Source organism: Paraburkholderia sp. BR13439 (genome assembly GCF_040948805.1).
In the GTDB taxonomy this organism is placed as follows: Bacteria; Pseudomonadota; Gammaproteobacteria; order Burkholderiales; family Burkholderiaceae; genus Paraburkholderia; species Paraburkholderia youngii.
Genome location: NZ_JBFPKN010000006.1, coordinates 248,272 through 269,801 on the forward strand (window position 1 = coordinate 248,272; position 21,530 = coordinate 269,801).

Consider the following 21,530-nt stretch of genomic DNA (forward strand, 5'->3'; position numbering starts at 1 on the left):
CGCGCTGGCCGCTGCGGGCGCATCGGTCGGCGCGGCGCCACCGTTGCCAGGACGCGGGCGCCGCGCTCGCGTCATTTGAGTTCGTAGAGGCCCGTGTGGGTCGTCGAGTCGATTTCGTTCAGATGCGTCATGAAGCGCGCGACCGCATTGGTGGTTTCCGCGCTGACCGGCAGATGCGGCACCTTCAGCGCATGCAGCCGGAAAATATAGCGATGCGTGCGATCGCCGCGCGGCGGCGCGGCGCCGCCGAAGCCGACCGTCCCGTAGTCGTTGCGCAGCTGGATCGCGCCCTGCGGCAGCAGCGTGCCGTCGGCCTTGCCGGCGTTGCGCGGCAGCGAGCGCGCGTCGGCCGGGATGTTGACGACGACCCAATGCCAGAAGCCGCTGCCGGTCGGCGCGTCGGGATCGTGAACGGTGAGCGCGAAGCTTTGCGTGTCCGCGGGCGGCGCTTCCCATTGCAGTGACGGCGAGATGTTTTCGCCGTCGCCGCCGAACGCCTTGTCGTTGTACTCGTGGTCTTTCGGCATGAAGCCGTTGTTGGGAAAGTCGTCGGACCAGAGACGGAAGTCAGCCATGATGTGCCTCCCTTGTTGATTGCTTCTGGGATCGTCGGAGTGCGCGATGTCCCGGCGGCGAGGCGCATCTCGCGGCATGCCGGAGCGCGTGAGGAAGTGCCGTGAAAGCGCCGGGAAAGCACCCGGAAAACGCCGCCGAAGCGTGCCTCGAAGGCATCTCGAAAGCACGCCGGGTGAGCCTTTCGAGTGTAGCACCAGCGGCCGCGAGACTCGCGCGAGCAGGGCAATCCGCGCGTGGTTTCAGCCGCGTTCCTCGAACTCCGGCGCGTCGCTTCTGATCCACGCGACGAGCCGCTCGATCACGCCCGCGATATCGCGATTCGCACCCCGCAAAGCGCATTCCCACACGACCGCGACGCGCCAGCCGCTCGCGAGCAGCGCGGCGCGCACCTTGTCGTCGTTGCTGCGATTGCGGCCGATCTTGTCGCGCCAGAAGTCGGGCCGCGTCTGCGGCCATTTGAACAGATGACAGTCGTGGCCATGCCAGAAGCAGCCATGCACGAGCACCACCGCGCGATAGCGCGGCAGCACGATGTCGGGGCGGCCGGGCAGATCGCGCGCGTCGAGCCTGAAGCGCAGGCCCTGCCGATGCAGCAGGCTGCGGATCAGGACCTCCGGCCTGGTGTTGCGGCCGCGAATGCCGGACATCATCCGGCTGCGCGTCGCGCTATCGACGATATCGACCATCGTCAGTGGGCCAACGGGTCGCGCGGCCGCTCACGCGTAGAGCGGCAGGGAGTGTTTCGACGCATCGCGGGTCGGGTGGGCGAGCAGGGTTTGCACATGCGGCAGCATGATACGCGCCACTTCGCGCATCACCGGCATCACGACGCTGTTGCCGAACTGCCGGTAGGCCTGCGTATCGCTGACCGGAATCCTGAAGGTGTCGGGAAAGCCCATCAGCCGCGCGCATTCGCGTGGCGTCAGACGACGCGGGCGCAGCGCCTCGCCTTGATAGACGAGTATTTCGGAGCCGTCCTTGTGATAGCGCGCGGACAGCGTGCGCGTCACGCTGTCCGGATAGGCCATGCCGAAACCGAAGCCGTTGCCCGCCGCGCGATGCTTGGCCGCGTAGTTCTGCAGATACGCCCACAGCTTCGGGGTGAGCGTGTACTTCGGCTGCACGCGCCGAGCGGCGTGATCGAAGAAACGGTCGTGGTCCCACGGCAGCACGGGTTCCGTACCGTCCGTGCGATGCAGGATCGCGCCGAGCCGCGGCCCGTCGGCGGGCAGCCGCAGGTCGTCCCACGTGAACGCGGTCTTGCCGCGAAAGCCGACGATGATGATGCGCTCGCGATGCTGCGGCGTGAAATGCTGGCCATCGATCACGCGGTAGTGGACCTCGTAGCCGAGTTCGTCGCGCAGCGTTTGCAGGATCACGTCGAAGGTGCGGCCCTTGTCGTGCGACAGCAGGTTTTTCACGTTCTCGAGCAGGAACGCGGCGGGGCGCTTCGCGGCGATGATCCGCGCGACATCGAAAAACAGCGTGCCCTGGGTCGTGCATTCGAAACCGTGCGGCCGCCCCAGCGCGTTTTTCTTGCTGACGCCGGCGATAGAAAACGGCTGGCACGGAAAGCCGCCGAGCAGCACGTCGTGGCTCGGCACGTCCTCGGCGGGAAACGTGACGATGTCGCCGATCAGCGCGTGCGCGCCGCCGCTCGCGGCGTTGTCGCCGTAGTTTTGACCGTAGTTCTCGCGATAAGTCCGCGTCGAGAATTCGTTCCACTCGCTGGTGAACACGCATTCGCCGCCGTGCGCCTCGAAGCCCATGCGAATGCCGCCGATGCCCGCGAACAGATCGATGAAGCGAAAACGCGCCGCGTCGCCCGCCTGTTGCGCCTCACGCGCGCCTTGCCGAAGCAGATCGCGCAACGCGGGTTCGAGCATCGCGGGACAAGGCGTTTCACCTTTTTCCCAGCGACGCACCGTCTTGATGTCCTTGCCGACATGGGCTGCGATTTCGCGTTGGGTGAAACGGGCGCGCGCCTGCTTGAGCAGGTCGAACGGGGCGACGAGGGTCACGTGGCGTCCTGGCTGGGAATTTTTGCGGACATTATGACCTAAGGTCGTCCCCTTTCCCTATTTTTAGCGCCGATCGATCAGGATTTTTTCGCGATACGTCGCGCCGCTGCGTTTGTCTGCGGCGGATGCAGAAGCGGTGAGGCGGTGTGCCGCTTGGCGAGATCAGGCCGACTTCGCTTTCTTCGCCCGCTCAGCCGGTTCGAATCGCGAGGTCGGCGCGGGCGCGAAGCGTTCCCATTCGGGCAGCGGCGTCGAGGCGAGCCGATCGAGTTGCAGCAGCAGGCTGTCGACTTTGTCCAATTGGGCGGGAGAAAGCTGGCCGCTGTCGACCAGCGCGGTCAGCCGTTTGCGCCAATAGGTGGCTGGCAGGATCGGACCGCCGAAATCGCCACGCAGCGATACGTGCATCACGCGCGCGATGTGCGCGATGTCGTGGTCGATCAACGTGGCTTGCGATGATCCCGAAACCGTAGTGTCCGTATGGTCCATGACTCCTCCCTGAACGCATTTACGGCGGTGCGCGGCGAGACTTTAGGCCATATTTGATAAAAAGTTTGCCGATCGCGCATCGGCGTTCGTCGATGGCGCCGCGCGCGGAACGGCCCCGGGAACAGCCCTTGCTGAATCCCACATACCGGCGGAATACCGCGCCGGCATCTCTGTCGACTACGCATATGGGAGCCGAACATGAACAAGGATCAAGTGAAGGGCGTTGGCGAGCAGGTCAAGGGCAAGGTCAACGAGGCCGTCGGCAAGGCCACGAAGGACCCCGCGAAGGAACTCAAGGGCGATATGCAGCAGGGCGCCGGCAAGGTGCAGAAGGCCTATGGCGATGCGAAGGAAGACGCCAAGGACGATGCAAAGCGCGGTCATCACTAAACCCGTTCGGTGTAGGTTGCCGTAACGGCGAGGCGCCGCGACTGTCGCGGCGCCTTTGCTTTTTGTGCGGCGCAGAGCGGGGCGCGCCAGTCGGTTTCACTGTTTGGGTCGCGGCTGACGCTAGCGCGCCGGCCGGCCTGGGAGTAACCCGTGATCGCGATGATCGGCATTCCGCACGCGCCGCCAGCCCTTTAGACTTGGCGCAAATCCCACGTGGAGGTCGCGCCAATGACACCCGAAAAGATACTTTCGATGTTCGAACGGCAGTACCTGGAAGGCAAGGCGCCGCCCGATCTCGAAGCGACCTGTGCGAGCTTCGCGACGTGGCTTGCGGGCGCGTGGGAACTGCTCGACGGCACCGAGAAGACGCTGCTGCTGACGGTCGGAGCGACGCTGTGGCGAGAGGGCTTCAACCTGCGCGCGGGCACGGCGACGAAGGACTTGTGGTGATCCGTCGATTGCGAACGGCGCTATTGCCACGGCGTTTGTAAGGTATTCGAGCGGCCTCGCACGCGTTCTGGCGAGTCGGTTTATATTGGGCGGTCCTGCAATTTCTGTCCCTATGGCGACCCGAACCCATGACCGATTTATCCGCTTTCGCGATCACGAAAAAATGGCCGGCCGAGCATCCGGACCGGATTCAGCTCTATTCGCTGCCGACGCCCAATGGCGTAAAAATCTCGATCATGCTTGAGGAAACCGGCTTGCCGTACGAGCCGCATCTGGTGCGCTTCGATACCAACGATCAGATGACGCCGGCGTTTCTGTCGCTGAACCCGAACAACAAGATTCCCGCGATCCTCGATCCGCACGGCCCCGACGGCAAACCGCTGCCGCTGTTCGAATCGGGCGCGATCCTGATCTATCTGGCCGATAAAAGCGGCCAGCTGATCCCAAAGGACGCCGCCGGGCGCTACGAGACGATCCAGTGGGTGATGTTCCAGATGGGCGGCATCGGTCCGATGTTCGGCCAGGTCGGCTTCTTCCACAAATTCGCCGGCAAGGAGTACGAGGACAAGCGTCCGCGCGATCGCTACATCGCCGAATCGAAGCGGCTGCTCGGCGTGCTGGAGCAGCGCCTCGAAGGACGTGCCTGGGTGATGGGCGATCAGTACTCGATCGCCGATATCGCGATCTTCCCGTGGGTGCGCAATCTGGTCGGCTTTTATGAGGCCGGAGAGCTGGTCGGCATTCAGGACTTCCCGAACGTGCGGCGCGTGCTGGCTGCGTTCGTCGAGCGTCCGGCGGTGGCGCGCGGCCTGAATATTCCGCAGCGGCCGGCCTGATCGCCTGAGTTGCCTCGACGGTTTTTCGTGTCCTTGAAAATATTGCCGCTGACCGCGTATAACCTTTTCAGGTGAGTAAAGTTCTTACCGGCTTTTCGGGCGACTTTCGCGCGGCCGCGCCGTGATGCGATCGGACAAAAGGTGAAGCAATGAGCGCCGTTACATTGTTCGCATGGTCCGTTCCGGCGTATTTCCAGGGTTCCGTGGTCGATCACACCTGGGTCACGACTTACGACAGCCGCGTGAAGATATACCCGGCGCTGGCGGACGTCCTGCTCGCTGGCGAGCACTATTGGTACAGCTGGGGCGGCTTCCACGCCCGAGGTGGGACGCCGGTCAGTGCGGATGGTTTTCTGGCTTCCGGCGCGGCAAATCTGCTTTATGCTGGTTGCTTATGTAAGCCCGATGTGGACCCGAACATCGATCCGGCCGCTCGTGGGACGATCTTCAGCTATGGTCGCGATGGTGTATGCCATCAGCTGTCGAACCAGATTCTTTGGGCGACCGGCGGCGCTGGAGCGCCTCCAGCTACGGTTCGCACGTCCAGGGGCTACTGGTTGAGCAACGCGGTCTTCGGAACGTACGGCAAGCAGCATGCTGCATGGGCGAGCAAAAAGATTCAGTGCTCGACACCAAGCGGGAGTAACGCCATGAAGCCAGGACATCAGGAATCCGATGTCGACGATTTTCAGGAGCATCTTCAGGCGACCTTGAAGGGTCCCGACGCGCAAGCGAAGATCAAGTCGTTGATGAATCATCGCCGCGCATTTTTGGTGCAAGTCGAGCGTTTGCAATACGCCCCGCAGGGCAGCGATGCTCCGTCGGCCTCGGAGCTCAATCAGGCCTATTCCTCTTTTCTCCACGACGCTGCCGACATTCTGGGCGCCGAGGACTTCGAGCGAGTATTCGGTGAGCGCCCACAGGATCAAATGAACGTCGTCGATCCTTCGATATACGAGCAAAGTCTCCGTCGGCCGATGCAAAAATAATGGAGCCGTTGGACTGGCGTCGCCTCAGACGCGTTTCGCGATCACCGTCGTCGAACTCGCAATGTCGAGATTCTTTTTTGCGCTTAGCTGTTTGACGAACGATCGATCCAGCAGCGTCGGCGGGCCCTGCAGAATTTCTTCGACCGTGAGCGCCTTGAATTCTTTCAGGGCATCTTCGTCGAGACCTTCGGCCCACTCGCTCATGATCCAGTAAATCGACCAGATGGCCGTTGTCGATTCCGGCACGTATACGCGTTCGGCTTTGATCCCGGAGCCGAAGAGATTGAGAATCCCCTCGGCAGTCATGTTGTAGTAGTGATGCGGGTAGCCGTGAGTGGGTTGGGTGAGCGGAACCACTACGACCAGATCGCCTCCCGGCTTCAGCACGCGAAGAATTTCTTTGGCGGCGGTGAATGGGTCCTTCACATGTTCGAGCACATTCAACGACAGAAGGCCATCGAACGATGCATCTTTGAATGGCAGAACTTCGCCGACACCTCGCACATCGGTGGAGGGATAGTTGGTGATGTCAAAATTGATCACGTTTTCGTAGATCGCGGGGCGGCTGCCTGCCCCACAATCCAGAATGATCCCCGACGGATGGCGCTCGATCATATTCAGCGCATCCTGATCGTACAGATTGCTTCCAGCCAGTTCCGAGTCATAGATGTCGAACTGGGAGCGCAGCTCGGGCGACAAGAAATCGAAAAACTTCCCGTCGTCGCTGTAGGGCATATCGGTGCGAAGGACCGACTCGATTCTTTTTCTGCGTGCCTGCCTGGATTGAGCGGCCACCCGTGCATCTTGCCTGCGATGACTTTCGGAGACTCCGAATACTTCGAAATGCGATCTTCCCGATCGTAATGCGCCGAGCCTGACAGCCTCAGCGACGTCCGGATTTGCGGCGAGATAGGCCTGCTCGCAAAAGTTCAACGCGGTAACGCATTCAAGCGTTTGGTCCATGTCGGTCCTCGGAAACGTTTCGAAGTCGGCTCGCAGATTATAGCGATCTGGGGTTTTCGGGCAGTGCTGGTTTGGCGATGTTGTCGAAGGGGTGGATCGCGTGACGGGTCGGAATCGCTCGGATCCCGCGTTGAAGGCAGATGAACGGCAAAAAGCCCCGCAGCGCAACGCATACGGGGCTCTTATGAGCGAATCTGGAAGCCGGTTAGGCTCTGTTTGGTCCCCCTGACAGGAATCGAACCTGTATCTAGCGCTTAGGAGGCACTTGTTCTATCCATTGAACTACAGGGAGAGGACCGGGCCGGACAGATCGGCGAGGACTCGGTGAGTCCAGACTGACTGGCGAGCGCAGAGTATATCAAACCGGCGCGGGCAAAAGGAGAGCCAAGCCAGCAACCGCCCGCGCGCCCCAAAAACCCCGGAAAAACAAACGGCCACGCAGACATCGCCTGCGGGGCCGTGCAAACGACCTGACCATCTGGCGAAGCGCACGCAACCGCGCCCATCGCCCGACGTCATTCCAACTTTAAAACTCGACTACCGCGAACTCCGCCTTGCCCACGTCGCACAGCGGGCAGCGCCAGTCTTCAGGGATGTCGGCGAAGCGCGTGCCCGGCAGGATGCCTTCTTCGGGCAGGCCGTCTTCCTCGTTGTAGATCCAGCCGCAAATCAGGCAAACCCAGCTCTTGTATTCAGTCACTTCGATTACTTCGCTCACGACACACTCTCTCGTTCAATGCAATGGCCGGCTTGCTCTGCCCCTTTATGGGGCGGCGCGGCGACCCGCAATATTACCGGAATTGGTCAATCCAGCCGCAGACGACCGGTGCGGCGCCGTCGCAACGCATCCACGACGTGCCCGGGCTAGCGGCGATCGGCCCTGTCACACAAAGCGTGTACGCTTGGCTCTGCAAGCTATCTGATTCGACAGACGTGGCGCCCGCCTGGCATGGATTGCGACCATCGGTCTCAGACCAGGCCGCTGGCGGTATCGCGTGGACGAGTTTCGCTTCTAAAGGAGAAAACGATGTTTAAAAACAGACGGTTGGTCGGCATCGTGGCGGCAGGACTGCTCGCCGTGTCGGGCGTGGCGCAGGCGGAGGGCGTGACCTTCGTGCAACCGGCGGACGGCGCGACCGTCACCAATCCGGTCCACGTCGTGTTCGGCCTCGACGGCATGAAGATCGCCCCCGCGGGCACGATGACGGAGGGCACCGGGCATCATCATCTGCTGGTCGACGGCAAGCCGCTGCCGAAGGGCGAGGTCATCGCCGCGACCGACAAGTCGCTGCACTACGGCAAAGGCCAGACCGAAACAGATCTGACGCTGCCGCCGGGCGACCATACGCTGACGCTGCAATTCGGCGACGGCGCGCATCGCTCGTATGGGCCGCAGATGAGCAAGACGATCACGGTGCACGTCAAGTAAGCCGTTGTTCGAAGGCCGGACCGGCGCGCGCGTGTCGCCGGCCCGCACCGATTGCGTTGCACGCCGCCTTGCACGCATCTCCCACCCGTCATCCCTGCGACCGGCCCCGCGCCCGGTACAATGAGCAGTTCCGACTCATCGCTGTCTTCTCCCATTCCCATGTCGCTTTACACCATTACCGGAGCCCAGCTCGCGTTCGGTCACGTCGCGCTGCTCGACCATGCGGATTTCTCGCTCGAAGCGGGCGAGCGCGTCGGGCTGATCGGGCGCAACGGCGCGGGCAAGTCGTCGCTGTTGAAGATCGTCGCCGATCTGGCCAAACCCGACGACGGGCTCGTCTCGCGTCAACAGCATCTGAGCACGGTCTACGTGCCGCAGGAGCCCGAGTTCGACGCCGACGACACCGTGTTCGACGCGGTCGCCGCCGGTCTCACCGAGGCGCGTGCGCTGCTCGACGAATACGACGCGGTCGCGCACCAGCTGGCCGACACGCCCGAAGGCGCCGAACACGACGCGCTGCTCGCGCGCATGAACACGCTGCAATCGTCGCTGGACGCCGCGGACGCCTGGAACTGGAGCACCCGCGTCGCGACCACGCTGCAGCAGATCGGCCTGAACGGCGAGGCGCGCGTCGGCTCGTTGTCGGGCGGCATGCAGAAGCGCGCGGCGCTCGCGCGCGCGCTCGTCGTGCAGCCCGACGTGCTGCTGCTCGACGAGCCGACCAACCATCTCGACTTCGACGGCATTCGCTGGCTCGAAGATCTGCTGGTGTCGCTGCGGGCGGGGCTGCTGTTCATCACGCACGATCGCGCGTTTCTCGACCGCGTCGCGACACGCATCGTCGAGCTCGATCGCGGGCGGCTGCTGTCGTATCCGGGCAATTTCTCCGCGTACCAGACGCGCAAGGCGCAGCAGCTCGAAGTCGAGCGTATCGAAAACGAGAAGTTTGACAAGCTGCTCGCGCAGGAAGAAGTGTGGATTCGCAAGGGCGTCGAGGCACGCCGCACGCGCAGCGTCGGCCGCATCGCGCGTCTCGTGCAGATGCGCAACGAGCGCGCCGAACGCCGCAACGTGCAGGGCAACGTGAAGCTCGACGTCGGTCAGGGCGAGAAGTCCGGCAAGATCGTCGCGGAACTGACGGACGTGACGAAGCGCTACGGCGAGCGCACGGTGGTGGACCGCTTCACGGCCACGGTAATGCGCGGCGACAAGATCGGCTTCGTCGGTCCGAACGGCGCGGGCAAGACCACGCTGCTGAAGCTGATCCTCGGCGAACTCGCGCCGGATGAAGGCAATGTGCGCGTCGGCACCAATCTGCAGGTCGCCTATTTCGATCAGATGCGCGCGGCGCTCGATCTGGAAAAGAGTCTCGCGGACACGATCAGCCCCGGCAGCGAGTGGGTCGAAATCAACGGCCAGAAGAAGCACGTAATGAGCTACCTCGGCGACTTCCTGTTCGCGCCGGAGCGCGCGCGTTCGCCGGTCAAGTCGCTGTCGGGCGGCGAGCGCAACCGGCTGTTGCTTGCGCGTCTGTTCGCGCGTCCGGCCAACGTGCTGGTGCTCGATGAACCGACCAACGACCTCGACATTCCGACGCTCGAACTGCTCGAAGAACTGCTGATCGATTACGACGGCACGGTGCTGCTCGTCAGCCACGACCGCGCGTTTCTCGATAACGTGGTGACGTCGGTGATCGCATCGGAAGGCGGCGGCAAGTGGCGCGAATACGTCGGCGGCTTCACGGACTGGCAGACGCAGCGCGATCGCTCGGAGCAACTTGCGCTCGAAGCACAGAAAGAATCGGGCAAGGAAGCCCCGAAAGAAGCGGCGCCGAAGGAAAGCGCCACGGGCCGCAATGCGCAGCGCAGCGCGAAGTTGTCGTTCAAGGAGCAGCGCGAACTGGAGGCGCTGCCGAAAATGATTGCCGACCTCGAAGCCGAACAGAAGGCGATCGGCGCGCAGCTCGAAGACGGCTCGGTGTTCGCGAAGGATGCACGCGAAGGCGCGCGTCTGACCGAGCGCTATGCCGAGATCGACGAGGAGCTGATGCTCGCGCTCGAGCGTTGGGACGAGCTGGAAAACCGCGTCAAGTGATGCAACGTGGTTCGCGCGCCGCATGGCGCGCTTCCTCACGCATGAGCTGATGCAGCATGCGCGGGCGGCACGAAAACAACAACGAACGCCGCCGCGCATGCATTGAAGGTTATGCGGGCGCACGCCCGTGCAGGTCCGCCGATACCCGCCGCTAGCCATTGCGCCGTCGTCCCGCGAGACGTCCATCCTCCGGCGCGTGTCCCCCGGCGCCCGCCGCGCCTTATCCAGTCGGCCAATTCAGCGCGACGTCAATTGCCGCCGTGATCGAAATCAGTACAATACCCCGCGAACAGGCTTCCCCGGCGGGCTGAGCGTCGTTGCCCGGCCTTCGAGCGCGCCAGCGGAAGCCGCGCAACAAAACAGCTTGCCCGCACTGCGGGCACCCCGCCTAACCCTGTTGTTTCGTTTCGCTTTTTTTGAAAACTCAACGCATTGTCCACGGCCCTGTCCACAGGACCTGTGGACAACGATGAACCGACGCACCGAGTCAATCATGTCTACGAAAAAGCCAAACGCCGCGTATAGCGAAGCGTCGATCAAGGTGTTGAAGGGTCTTGAGCCGGTCAAGCAACGACCCGGCATGTACACCCGCACCGAGAATCCGCTGCACATCATCCAGGAAGTCATCGACAACGCATCGGACGAAGCCCTCGGCGGCTACGGCCGGCAAATCACGGTCACGCTGCACGCGGACCATTCGGTCTCGGTCGACGATGACGGCCGCGGCATTCCGTTCGGCCTGCACCCCGAAGAGGGCGTACCGGTCGTCGAAATCGTTTTCACGCGCCTGCATGCGGGCGGCAAATTCGACAAGGCCGCCGGCGGCGCTTACACGTTCTCGGGCGGTTTGCACGGCGTCGGCGTGTCGGTCACGAACGCGCTGTCCACGCGGCTCGACGTCACCGTGTGGCGCGACGGCAAGGTGGCCGAACTGAGCTTCGCGCACGGCGACGTCGCGAAGCCGCTCCAGGTGCGCGCCGCCACCAAGGCCGACAAGAAATCCGGCACGCGCGTGACCGCGTGGGCCGATCCGAAGTACTTCGATTCGCCGAACCTGCCGCTCGGCGAGTTGCAGCGTCTGTTGCGCTCGAAAGCGGTGCTGCTGCCGGGCGTCGAAGTCATGCTCGTCAACGAAAAGACCGGCGAGCAGCAAAGCTGGAAATACGAAGACGGCCTGCGCGGGTATCTGCTCGAAGGCATGAACGGCAGCGATCTGCTGATCCCGCTGTTCGAGGGCGAGCGCTACGCGGAAAGCTCGCGTTCGAGCGAAGAGACGTTCGCCGAGGGCGAGGGCGCGGCGTGGGTCGTCGCGTGGAGCGAGGAAGGGCCGCTCACGCGCGAGTCGTACGTGAACCTGATCCCGACACCCGCGGGCGGCACTCATGAGTCGGGTTTGCGCGACGGTCTCTATCAGGCGGTCAAGAGCTTCGTCGAGCTGCACAACCTGCAACCGAAGGGCGTGAAGCTGCTCGCCGAAGACGTGTTCGCGCGGGTGTCGTTCGTGCTGTCGGCGAAGGTGCTCGATCCGCAGTTTCAAGGACAGATCAAGGAGCGCCTGAATAGCCGCGACGCGGTCAAGCTGGTGTCGTCGTTCGCGCGGCCGGCGCTCGAACTGTGGTTGAACCAGCACGTCGAGCACGGCAAGAAACTCGCGGACCTCGTGATCAAGCAGGCCCAGGCGCGCACGCGCGCGGGCCAGAAGGTCGAGAAGCGCAAGAGCTCGGGTGTCGCGGTGCTGCCCGGCAAGCTGACCGATTGCGAATCGACGGAAATCGGACGCAACGAGCTGTTCCTCGTCGAGGGTGACTCGGCGGGCGGCTCCGCGAAGATGGGCCGCGACAAGGAGTATCAGGCCATTCTGCCGCTGCGCGGCAAGGTGCTGAATACGTGGGAAACCGAGCGCGATCGCCTGTTCGCGAACAACGAGGTGCACGACATTTCAGTGGCGATCGGCGTCGATCCACATAATCCGGACGACAAGGTCGATCTGTCGAATCTGCGCTACGGCAAGATCTGCATTCTGTCGGATGCCGACGTCGACGGCTCGCACATCCAGGTGCTGCTGCTCACGCTGTTCTTCAAGCATTTCCCGCAGCTGATCGAGCGCGGCCATGTGTGCGTCGCGCGGCCGCCGCTGTTTCGCGTCGATGCACCCGCGCGCGGCAAGAAGCCCGCGCAGAAGCTCTATGCGCTCGACGAAGGCGAACTCGAGGCGATTCTCGACAAGCTGCGCAAGGACGGTGTGCGTGACAACCAGTGGTCGATCAGCCGCTTCAAGGGGCTCGGCGAAATGAGTGCCGAGCAGCTGTGGGACACGACGATGAATCCCGACACGCGCCGCCTGCAACCGGTTGCGCTCGGTGAACTCGACTACGACGCGACCGTCGCGCGCATGACGATGCTGATGGGCAAGGGCGAAGCGGCGTCGCGCCGCAGCTGGCTCGAAGAGAAGGGCAACGAAGTGGAAGCGGACATCTGAGCGCATCGCGCCTCGATGCGGCATACGACACTTCAAGCCAAACACGGACACGGAATCTAGATGGACGACGATAACACTCTCGACCTTTTCAACGAGCCGCCGTCGGACGGCGACGTGCTGACGCTCGGCAACTACGCGGAGCGCGCGTATCTCGAGTATGCGGTCAGCGTGGTCAAGGGCCGCGCGCTGCCGGACGTTTGCGACGGCCAGAAGCCAGTGCAGCGCCGCATCCTGTTCGCGATGAACGAGATGGGCCTCGGCGACAACGCGAAGCCGGTCAAATCGGCGCGCGTGGTCGGCGACGTGCTCGGTAAGTATCACCCGCACGGCGACCAGTCCGCGTACGACGCACTCGTGCGTCTCGCGCAGGACTTCTCGATGCGCTATCCGCTGATCGACGGCCAGGGCAACTTCGGCTCGCGCGATGGCGACGGCGCGGCGGCGATGCGATACACGGAAGCGCGTCTGACGCCGATCGCGAAGCTGCTGCTCAGTGAGATCGACCAGGGCACGGTCGACTTCATGCCGAACTACGACGGCTCGTTCGACGAGCCGAAGGTGCTGCCGGCGCGTCTGCCGTTCGTGCTGCTCAACGGCGCATCGGGCATCGCGGTCGGTCTCGCGACGGAAATTCCGTCGCACAACCTGCGCGAACTCGCAAGCGCCGCGGTCGCGCTGATCCGCCATCCGAAGCTTTCGCACGCGGAGCTGATGCAGCATGTACCGGGTCCGGACTTCCCGGGCGGCGGCCAGATCATTTCGAGCGAGGCGGAGATCGCCGCCGCGTACGAAACCGGCCGCGGCAGCCTGAAGGTGCGCGCGCGCTGGAAGATCGAAGACCTCGCGCGCGGCCAGTGGCAGCTCGTGATCACCGAACTGCCGCCGAACACGGCCGCGCAGAAGGTGCTCGAGGAAATCGAAGAGCAGACCAACCCGAAGATCAAGCTCGGCAAAAAGGCGCTGACGCCCGAGCAGTTGCAGACCAAACAGACGCTGCTCGCGCTCGTCGACGCGGTGCGCGACGAATCGGGCAAGGACGCGCCGGTGCGTCTCGTGTTCGAGCCGAAGTCGAGCCGCATCGATCAAACCGAGTTCGTCAACACGCTGCTCGCGCATACGAGCCTCGAATCGAACGCGCCGCTAAACATGGTGATGGTGGGTGGCGACGGCCGGCCGCGTCAGAAGGGCTTGAGCGAAATCCTGCACGAGTGGATCGCGTTCCGTTTCGCGACGGTCACGCGCCGCACGCGGCATCGTCTGTCGAAGGTCGACGACCGCATCCATATTCTCGAAGGCCGGATGATCGTCTTCCTGAATATCGACGAAGTGATCCGCATCATTCGCGAATCGGATGAGCCGAAGGTCGCGCTGATGGCCGCGTTCGGCCTCACGGACCGCCAGGCCGAAGACATCCTCGAAATCCGGCTGCGTCAGTTGGCCCGTCTCGAGAAGATCAAGATCGAGAAGGAGCTGGCCGAGCTGCGCGACGAGAAGGCCAAGCTCGAGGAACTGCTCGGCAGCGAACCGGCCATGAAGCGCCAGCTGATCAAGGAAATCGAAGCCGACGCGAAGCAGTACGGCGACGAGCGCCGTACGCTGATCCAGCAGGAAAAGCGCGCGACGTTCGAAGCGCGCGTGGTTGACGAACCGGTCACGGTGGTGGTGTCGCAGAAGGGCTGGGTGCGCGCGTTGAAGGGCCACGGGCTCGACGTCGCGGGCTTCAGCTTCAAGGCTGGCGACGGCCTCTACGCGGCGTTCCAGTGCCGCACGCCCGACATGCTGATCGCGTGGGGCAGCAACGGGCGCGTCTATTCGGTCGCGGTGGCGCAACTGCCGGGCGGGCGTGGTGACGGCGTGCCGGTCACGTCGCTGATCGAACTCGAATCGGGCAGCCATCTGATGCACTACTACGCGGCGTCGGCGGACCAGGCGCTGCTGCTCGCGTCGAGCAACGGCTTCGGCTTTATCGCGAAGGTCGGCGACATGGTGAGCCGCGTGAAGGCAGGCAAGTCGTTCATGACGATCGACGCCGGCGCCGCGCCGCTCGCGCCCATGCCGATGCTGCCGGATGCGGTGCAGGTCGCGTGTCTGTCGTCTGGCGGGCGTCTGCTCGTGTTCGGCCTCGACGAGATGAAGACGCTGTCGGGCGGCGGCCGTGGCGTCACGCTGATGGCGCTCGACGACAACGAGACGCTCGTGCAGGCGCTCGCAATCGACAAGGCGGGTGTGATGCTGATCGGCACACGCCGCGGCGGCCGCGTCGACGAGGAGAAGCTGGCGGGCGCCGAGCTTGCGGCGCATGTCGGCAAACGGGCACGCAAGGGTCGCGCGCCTGACAGCAAGCTGAAGCTCGACGGCATGCGTCCGGTGCTGCCGGCTTAGTAGAGTTGATTTGACCAGGTTTGACGCTGGAAAGCCACGGGCGCCTGCTAGCATGCGGGGCGCTCGCGGTCGGTCACAACAAGTCCGTCGCGCAAAGGGTGTGGAAGCAAACGGGGTGCGGCGGCGTCGCGGCCAGATGAACGTGCCGCGATTACAACGACAAAATACGATGCAATCGACGTCGATACCCGGAACTGCCTGTATCACGTATGGTCGAACGCGCTCAGTTGCTGCTGAGCGGGACTAAGTGTCCAAAACGGTGTGGCGTCGTCGGGAGAGGAAAACTACATGAACAAGGCTATCGAAGTCGCGCTTTTTCTGCATCTGCTCGGGGTGGCGGTGTGGGTCGGCGGTATGGTGTTCGCGCATTTCTGCCTGCGCCCGGCGCTCGGCGATCTGTCGCCGCAACTGCGCCTGCCGCTGTGGGAGTCGGTGTTCGGCCGCTTCTTCAACTGGGTCGGGGTGTCGGTGCTCGTGATCCTGATCAGCGGTGGCTTCCTGCTGATGCAGTTCGGTGGCGGTCATGCCACCTGGCCATTGCATGCGATGGCCGGCCTCGGCATCGTGATGATGCTGATCTTCGGGCATATCCGCTTCGCCGTGTATCCGCGCATTCGCCGCGCGGTGCAGGCGCAGAAGTGGCCCGATGGCGCGCGGGCGGTCGGTACGGTCCGCCGTCTCGTGCTGATCAATCTCGTGCTGGGCGTCGTGACGATCGGCGTCGCGGTGCTGTCGCGCGGATTCTGATCCGCCGATCGCCAACGGCGCAACAGGCTTCGTGCGGACCGCGACGCGTCACGTCGTGACGCCGTACGCGAGCCACAAACCGCACGCCACCGCCACCATTCCATACACGGCGTACACCGGCACCTTCAGCTTCGCGAAGCACATTGCGGAGAACGTCGCGGTCAACAGATAGATCGGTTCCAGCGGTACATGCGCGGCAATGCGCAGTACCGCGACCGCGAGAAACGCGGTCGTGACCGCGCGCAGAATCCTCATGCCGTGCTCGAAGCGCGGGTTCACCTTCAACAGATGCAGATGCCGCTGCGCGAGCACGACGAGGCAGCCAGACGGCACGAATAGCGCGAGCGTCGCGATCAGCGCGCCGAGCCAGCCATCGACGAGATAGCCGAAGAACGGCACCACGTTCAGCAAGGGTCCCGGAGACAACGGCGACAGCGTAAACGCGAGCGTGAAGTCGTTATCGGATACGCCGACCGCCGGCGTGACGAACAGCGTCTTCAGCACCGGCAACGCCGAGAAGCCGCCTCCGAACAGCGTCATGCCGGCGCCGGCGAGACGCGGCCACAGCAGCGCGAGGTCATAGCGATGCGGCAGCGGCAGCGCAAACAGCACGAGCAGGACGCCGAGCGCGGCCAGCAGCCGATAGTCGCCGCGCCGAAGCGACACGGCCAGCCGCGAGTCGTGCTCCGGGCTCGCGAACCAGCCGATGCCGAATGCTGCTCCCAACATCACCACATACGCCGCGGCGCTATGCGCATAGAGCAGCGCGATGCTGCCGAGCAGCGCCGCCGTCCATTCGAGCTTGCCGCGCACTAGCGCGCGCGTCTGCTTGTACCAGGTGAGCGCGATCAGTGTCGCAAGCACGACGCTGAAGTGATGTAGCAGCGTCTGCGACGCGATCGTATGAACGACGGGAGTGCGATAGAAGATCGCGAATAGCGTCATCAGTGTGAAGAAGGGCAGCACGCTCGCCACACCGGCGACCCATGCGCCCGCGCGTCCGCGCAGCGCGTGTCCGAGCTGCACGGCGACGTTGCAGCCGACGGGTCCCGGCACCATCCACGCGAGCGCGATCAGATCCGAGAACGCCACGCGCGAGAGTCGCCCCTCGCGTTCCACGTAGTGATGCTCGAGCTGCGCCATCAACGCGAGGCCGCCCCACGACAGCGCCGACAAGCCGCACACGACCCGGAACAGCGTCCATAGCGGTTCCCGTCGCCCGCGGCGGGCAGCCTCCTCACTCGTGATGGTCGGCATCGGCACTGCGGGGGCCCGCGGTGCGGGCGCCCGTCCTTTAATTGCTGGTGCTGGATACGCTGCTTGCGCTGTCGGCTAGGTGCGCGACGCGGCGGCCGCTGGTGTTGTTCATGCCGCATACCCCGAAGCGCTCGAGCAGCGCCGGAATCGCCTCTGCCGGCACCGGACGCGAGAACAGGAAGCCCTGCGCCTCGATATGGCCGAGCGCTGCCAGCCACGCGATTTGCTCTTCGGTCTCCGTGCCTTCGACCACCACCGTGAGTCCGAGCGAGCGCGCGAGGTTGACGATCGCGGTGACCATCACGCAGACGCTGCGGTCGCCCGGAATCGCCTGGACGAACGAGCGGTCCACCTTCAGCGTATCGACGGCGAAGCGGTTCAGATAGGACAGCGATGAATAGCCGGTGCCGAAATCGTCGAGCGCGATGCGTACGCCGAGACGCTTCAGCGCGAAGATTTTTTCGGAAACGACTTCCGGAAATTCCATCATCGTCGTTTCGGTGATTTCGAGTTCGAGGCGGCGCGCGGAGATGCCGGTTTCCTCGATCGCGCGCGAAATCGTTTCGAACAGGTCGCCACGCCAGAACTGCACCGCCGAAATGTTCACAGCGAGCGACAGCGTGTCGTAGCCCTGCTGCTGCCACTGCGCGAGCTGACGGCATGCGGTCTCGATCACGAAGTCGCCGATCGGCACGATCAGCCCAGTGGACTCGGCCACGGGAATGAACTCGTTGGCCGGGATCAGCCCGTGCTGCGGATGGTTCCAGCGTACGAGCGCTTCGAAGCCGGTGATGCAGCGACGCGCCAGATCGATCTTCGGCTGATAGGCGAGGAACAGTTGCCCTTCGGCAAGCGCGACGCGCAGCTGCTGTTCCCACTTCATCAAATGATCCGCGCGATGCGACAGATGCGGCGAATAGAACTGGTAGCAGTTCTTGCCGGCGTCCTTCGCGCTGTACATCGCGAGGTCGGCTTTCTTCAGCAGGTCGATCTCGCTTTCGTTGGCGACCGAGTACAGCGCGATGCCGATGCTCGCATGCAGCACGAACGAACTGCCGCGCACCTCGAACGGCTTCGAGAACGCTTCCCCGGCGGCTTCGGCGAGCGCGACCGCGCGCTTCTCGACATCGTCGCCCTTGATCACGACGACGAACTCGTCGCCGCCGATGCGGGAGAGCGTGCCTTCGTCGCCGACCGCGGTCGCGAGGCGCGAGGCCGTCATCTGCAGCACGATGTCGCCGGCGTTGTGACCGAGCGTGTCGTTGACGGTCTTGAAGTTGTCGAGGTCGATGAAAAGAATCGCGAGGCGGCCGAGATTGAACGGCTGCGCGACGTCGTGGCGCAGCGCCTGCAGCGTCGCGTAGCGATTGCGCAGGCCCGTCAACAGATCGTATTCGACGAGATGCGTCATCTCGCGCTCGCGGCCGAGCAGCTTGCCGATCAGGCCGGTCGCGACGCCGAAGAAGCTGAGCATCGCGAGCGAGATGAAGCCTGCCATCAACAGATAGACGTTGCGCGTGTGGTTGTAGTCGGCGAATTCTTCGCCCTGCGAAAGACCGACGAGCACGCCGAGCGGATAGCCGTCGATGTGCCGGTACGACACGATACGCGTGACGTTGTCGATCGAATCGACGTAGGTGCCCGACACGTGCTCCGAAGTCGGATACGTGCCGCTCGCGGTGAACGTGCTGCTGGCTTTGTTGGCGTTGCCGGTGCGGCGCGCGAGCACGGTGCCGTTGTCGGAGATCACCGCGATCACGCCTTCGCGGCCGATCGCCGCGTTGTTGTAGAAGTCCGACGTGAAGTAGCTCGGGTCTTCGGAGACCACGACGACGCCCGCGAACGAGCCGTCAGGATGATTCAGGCGCCGCGTCATCTGCAGCGTCCAGTGACCCGAGATGCGGCCGAGCACCGGTTTGCTGATGTATAGCTGGTCGTCGTTCTCGTGCTCGTGGACCTTGAAGTGCTCGCGGTCGGACAGGTCGATGTGAGCGGGATTCAGTTCGGTCGTGTTGGCGATCAGTCTGCCGTGCTCGTCGATCAGCGACACCTGCACGAGCGTTTCGCTTTGCACGACGCCTTTTTCGACCGTGCTCGCGAGATCGAAATGATTCGGCGTCTTTTCGAACTCGTACTTGACGAAGCGAGTGATCTGATCGACCTGGTGAATCGCCTTGATGGTGTGCTGCTCGAGCGCCGAGGAAAGAATGGCGGAAGACGCCATCGCTTCGCGGTACGTCGCGTCTTTCTCGACCGATAGCCGCGCGAAGATCACGGTCCACAGCAGGATCAATACGAGTACGCCGAGTGCTGGAATAACGAGCAACGCGCGCCGGCGCGTGATCATCGGATCGCGTCGCGGCCTGGCTTCGCGCGGGTCGGAGAAGCGGGACTGAGTCATCGCGCGGCCCTTGGCTGGGGGTGGGTCGCTTGCAAACGCACGGGCATCGACTGCGCGAAATAAATGGATGGCTGCATGGTGACCAAGGTGCCAAAGCTGCTGCGCAGGAGGAGAGGGCGTGGCGCCGCGCCTGACCGTCCACAGGTCATCGGATTCGACCGCTATATACCGTTCGATATTACTGAATGCGACTCGATTAAGGAAGCGTCCGCGCATGGGGTATACGCGGGCGCGGCGAGCACCTCGGTCCGGCCGCTCATGAGCCCTGCATGGCCGGTTTCTGGCAAGGGTTTTGCCATCCAGTCGCGATGAATTCGGACAACCAGGTATGGCGACGTCATAGTGATGCGGCTTTTTGTGGTGTGAAGCGGCGACATGCGGCGTGTCGCGGTGCCTCGCGCGCGAGGCCGCGGTCCGCTTACGCGAGCCGGCACGTGCCGTCGATGATCGTTACCGCAGGGCCGCCGATCCAGATCTTGCCGCGTGCATCGTCATAGTGGACCGATACGTCGCCCGCGCGCCCGAGCACGGTGCCCTGGCGCGCCGTGTAGCGCGTGCCGGGACGACGTTGCTGCAGGCTCAGCAAGCCCGCGAGCGCGGCGTTGGCGCTGCCCGTCACCGGGTCTTCACCGACGCCGAAGCCGCCGCCCGCCATCAGGCAACGGACTTCGAATGTTGCCGGGCCGTCGGCGTCGTGCGGACCGTATACGGCGACGCCATGCGCGTCGACCGAATGCACGAGCTCGGCTAGCGCCGCCGCATCGGGTTCGAGCGCGAGGCAGTCGCGGGCCGAATCGACCCGCACGACGAGCCACGGCGCGCCGTTATCCACCGCGCATGGCGGCGCGGTAAAGTCGATCGCCTGACTACGTAAAGCCGTAGACAGCGCCTCGTAACGATGCTCGGCGAGCGGCGTCACGCGCGCGGGTGGCGCGGCGAACGCCCATGCGCCGTGCATAGCGTCGGCGCCATCGAGCGCTTCGAGTTCGACGAGACCCACGCCGCATTGCTGGATCAGCTTGCCAGCCTGCTTCGGCTGGTAGCCGCTTTCGCGCAAAGCATGCGCGGTGCCAAGCGTCGGATGACCAGCGAACGGCAACTCGCCGCCGGGCGTGAAGATGCGCACGCGATAGTCGGCGGCGGCATCGGTCGGCTTCAGCAGAAAGGTGGTTTCGGACAGATTGGTCCAGCAGGCGATGGCCTGCATCTGCGCGGTATCGAGCGCGTCGGCATCGAACACGACGGCAAGCGGATTGCCCTTGAACGGTGTCGGCGTAAACACGTCGACCTGTTTGAAACGAACGGTGTGAGCGGACATCGACAGGCCCCGGCGCAATGGACGTTGAGGGAATTCGCGGATTCTATCCGGCTGCGCGGCGGCGATCCACCGTCGCCATAAAACAAAAACGCGCCGCCTGTGCGTGACACCAGACAGCGCGTTCGGATCGCGATGCCGCGTGAATTATTTGCGAATCTCACGCGGCATCGCCTGCATCGTCATTTCGCATCGATGCTTATTCGACCTCGGCGATCAGTTCGATCTCGACGCACGCGCCGAGCGGAATCTGCGCGACGCCGAATGCCGAGCGTGCGTGCTTGCCGCGCTCGCCGAACACCTCGGCGATCAGCTCGGACGCGCCGTTGGTGACCACATGCTGCTCGGTGAACTCGAGCGTCGAGTTCACGAGGCTCATCAGCTTGACGATGCGCGTGACGCGGTTCAGGTCGCCGACGTGCGCATGCAAGGTGGCGAGCAGATCGATTGCGATCGAGCGCGCGGCGGCCTTACCTTCGTCGGTGCCGAGCGTCGCGCCGAGCTTGCCGCCCCAGACCTTGCCGTCCTTCTTCGCGATGTGACCCGACAGGTACACCGTGTTGCCGCTTTGCGCGCTCATCACATAGGCCGCTGCCGGCGCACCCTCTGCCGGCAGTTCGATGCCGAGTTCCTTGAGCTTGTCGTACACATTCGATTGAGCCATGTCGTGTCCTCGTTACGGTGAGATTGCATGAATGCAGGCGGGGCGAAG

At 63.8% G+C, this 21,530-nt stretch carries 20 protein-coding genes and 1 tRNA gene; 10 read left to right on the forward strand and 11 right to left on the reverse strand.

The genetic code is table 11. The annotated features are described in order from the left end of the window. Nucleotides 1-71: 71 nt before the first annotated feature. From AB3X96_RS14705 to AB3X96_RS14720, 4 genes are all read right to left on the reverse strand, one after another. Entirely contained in the window at nucleotides 72-575 is a 504-nt protein-coding gene (locus AB3X96_RS14705; protein ID WP_176121218.1) for a YbhB/YbcL family Raf kinase inhibitor-like protein, read from the reverse strand. A gap of 240 nt (nucleotides 576-815) precedes the next feature. Then, nucleotides 816-1,262: a very short patch repair endonuclease gene (locus AB3X96_RS14710; protein ID WP_176109234.1), complete on the reverse strand. Its 447-nt coding sequence runs from the start codon at nucleotides 1,260-1,262 to the stop codon at nucleotides 816-818. A 30-nt stretch (nucleotides 1,263-1,292) separates the two neighbouring features. Then, nucleotides 1,293-2,597 carry a DNA (cytosine-5-)-methyltransferase gene (gene dcm / locus AB3X96_RS14715; protein WP_368590297.1) on the reverse strand — a complete coding sequence of 435 codons (1,305 nt, stop codon included), beginning with the start codon at nucleotides 2,595-2,597 and terminating at the stop codon, nucleotides 1,293-1,295. 162 nt (nucleotides 2,598-2,759) lie between these two features. Then, nucleotides 2,760-3,086, reverse strand: a complete 327-nt coding sequence (locus AB3X96_RS14720; RefSeq protein WP_368590298.1) for a hypothetical protein — start codon at nucleotides 3,084-3,086, stop codon at nucleotides 2,760-2,762. 198 nt (nucleotides 3,087-3,284) lie between these two features. Between AB3X96_RS14720 and AB3X96_RS14725 the strand changes: the two genes are divergently transcribed. From AB3X96_RS14725 to AB3X96_RS14740, 4 genes are all read left to right on the forward strand, one after another. Continuing rightward, entirely contained in the window at nucleotides 3,285-3,476 is a 192-nt protein-coding gene (locus AB3X96_RS14725) for a CsbD family protein (RefSeq protein WP_176109231.1), read from the forward strand. Nucleotides 3,477-3,704: 228 nt separating this feature from the next. Then, on the forward strand, nucleotides 3,705-3,926 hold the full coding sequence (locus tag AB3X96_RS14730; RefSeq protein WP_176109230.1) for a hypothetical protein: 222 nt from the start codon (nucleotides 3,705-3,707) through the stop codon (nucleotides 3,924-3,926). A 128-nt stretch (nucleotides 3,927-4,054) separates the two neighbouring features. Continuing rightward, the gene (locus AB3X96_RS14735; protein ID WP_176366962.1) at nucleotides 4,055-4,762 is read left to right on the forward strand and encodes a glutathione S-transferase C-terminal domain-containing protein; all 708 of its coding nucleotides are present in this window, start codon (nucleotides 4,055-4,057) and stop codon (nucleotides 4,760-4,762) included. 149 nt (nucleotides 4,763-4,911) lie between these two features. Next, nucleotides 4,912-5,751, forward strand: a complete 840-nt coding sequence (locus AB3X96_RS14740) for a hypothetical protein (protein WP_368590299.1) — start codon at nucleotides 4,912-4,914, stop codon at nucleotides 5,749-5,751. A 24-nt stretch (nucleotides 5,752-5,775) separates the two neighbouring features. Here AB3X96_RS14740 and AB3X96_RS14745 read toward each other — a convergent pair whose 3' ends face one another. The 3 genes from AB3X96_RS14745 to AB3X96_RS14755 form a co-directional block, all read right to left on the reverse strand. Continuing rightward, nucleotides 5,776-6,714: a methyltransferase domain-containing protein gene (locus AB3X96_RS14745; protein WP_368590300.1), complete on the reverse strand. Its 939-nt coding sequence runs from the start codon at nucleotides 6,712-6,714 to the stop codon at nucleotides 5,776-5,778. Nucleotides 6,715-6,931: 217 nt separating this feature from the next. Continuing rightward, nucleotides 6,932-7,006: transfer RNA gene (locus AB3X96_RS14750), tRNA-Arg, on the reverse strand. A 234-nt stretch (nucleotides 7,007-7,240) separates the two neighbouring features. Further along, nucleotides 7,241-7,432, reverse strand: coding sequence for a rubredoxin (locus AB3X96_RS14755; RefSeq protein ID WP_368590301.1), 192 nt, complete (start codon nucleotides 7,430-7,432; stop codon nucleotides 7,241-7,243). Between the two features lie 309 nt (nucleotides 7,433-7,741). Here AB3X96_RS14755 and AB3X96_RS14760 point away from each other — a divergent pair, with 309 nt between their 5' ends. The 5 genes from AB3X96_RS14760 to AB3X96_RS14780 all read left to right on the forward strand — a co-directional run bounded on the left by AB3X96_RS14760 (nucleotide 7,742) and on the right by AB3X96_RS14780 (nucleotide 15,845). Further along, nucleotides 7,742-8,143, forward strand: coding sequence for a DUF4399 domain-containing protein (locus tag AB3X96_RS14760; RefSeq protein WP_368590302.1), 402 nt, complete (start codon nucleotides 7,742-7,744; stop codon nucleotides 8,141-8,143). 159 nt (nucleotides 8,144-8,302) lie between these two features. Then, a complete protein-coding gene (locus AB3X96_RS14765; RefSeq protein WP_176110627.1) occupies nucleotides 8,303-10,237 on the forward strand; it encodes an ATP-binding cassette domain-containing protein in 1,935 nt (644 codons plus the stop codon). 493 nt (nucleotides 10,238-10,730) lie between these two features. Beyond that, nucleotides 10,731-12,716 (forward strand): DNA topoisomerase IV subunit B, encoded by a 1,986-nt coding sequence (locus tag AB3X96_RS14770; RefSeq protein WP_368590303.1) that lies wholly within the window; start codon nucleotides 10,731-10,733, stop codon nucleotides 12,714-12,716. A 60-nt stretch (nucleotides 12,717-12,776) separates the two neighbouring features. Continuing rightward, the gene (parC, locus tag AB3X96_RS14775) at nucleotides 12,777-15,098 is read left to right on the forward strand and encodes a DNA topoisomerase IV subunit A (protein WP_368590304.1); all 2,322 of its coding nucleotides are present in this window, start codon (nucleotides 12,777-12,779) and stop codon (nucleotides 15,096-15,098) included. A gap of 288 nt (nucleotides 15,099-15,386) precedes the next feature. Beyond that, a complete protein-coding gene (locus tag AB3X96_RS14780; protein WP_013088820.1) occupies nucleotides 15,387-15,845 on the forward strand; it encodes a CopD family protein in 459 nt (152 codons plus the stop codon). 48 nt (nucleotides 15,846-15,893) lie between these two features. Here AB3X96_RS14780 and AB3X96_RS14785 read toward each other — a convergent pair whose 3' ends face one another. Together AB3X96_RS14785 and AB3X96_RS14790 are read right to left on the reverse strand one after the other, a co-directional pair. Beyond that, complete coding sequence (locus AB3X96_RS14785; protein ID WP_368590305.1) at nucleotides 15,894-17,102, reverse strand: chromate transporter; 1,209 nt, start codon at nucleotides 17,100-17,102, stop codon at nucleotides 15,894-15,896. A gap of 37 nt (nucleotides 17,103-17,139) precedes the next feature. Then, nucleotides 17,140-19,503, reverse strand: coding sequence for an EAL domain-containing protein (locus AB3X96_RS14790; protein WP_368590306.1), 2,364 nt, complete (start codon nucleotides 19,501-19,503; stop codon nucleotides 17,140-17,142). 75 nt (nucleotides 19,504-19,578) lie between these two features. Between AB3X96_RS14790 and AB3X96_RS14795 the strand changes: the two genes are divergently transcribed. After that, nucleotides 19,579-19,815, forward strand: coding sequence for a hypothetical protein (locus AB3X96_RS14795; protein WP_368590307.1), 237 nt, complete (start codon nucleotides 19,579-19,581; stop codon nucleotides 19,813-19,815). 106 nt (nucleotides 19,816-19,921) lie between these two features. Here AB3X96_RS14795 and AB3X96_RS14800 read toward each other — a convergent pair whose 3' ends face one another. Together AB3X96_RS14800 and AB3X96_RS14805 are read right to left on the reverse strand one after the other, a co-directional pair. Continuing rightward, nucleotides 19,922-20,821 carry a PhzF family phenazine biosynthesis protein gene (locus AB3X96_RS14800; protein WP_368590308.1) on the reverse strand — a complete coding sequence of 300 codons (900 nt, stop codon included), beginning with the start codon at nucleotides 20,819-20,821 and terminating at the stop codon, nucleotides 19,922-19,924. A 196-nt stretch (nucleotides 20,822-21,017) separates the two neighbouring features. Continuing rightward, nucleotides 21,018-21,482 carry a RidA family protein gene (locus AB3X96_RS14805; protein ID WP_368590309.1) on the reverse strand — a complete coding sequence of 155 codons (465 nt, stop codon included), beginning with the start codon at nucleotides 21,480-21,482 and terminating at the stop codon, nucleotides 21,018-21,020. Between the last annotated feature and the right edge of the window lie 48 nt (nucleotides 21,483-21,530).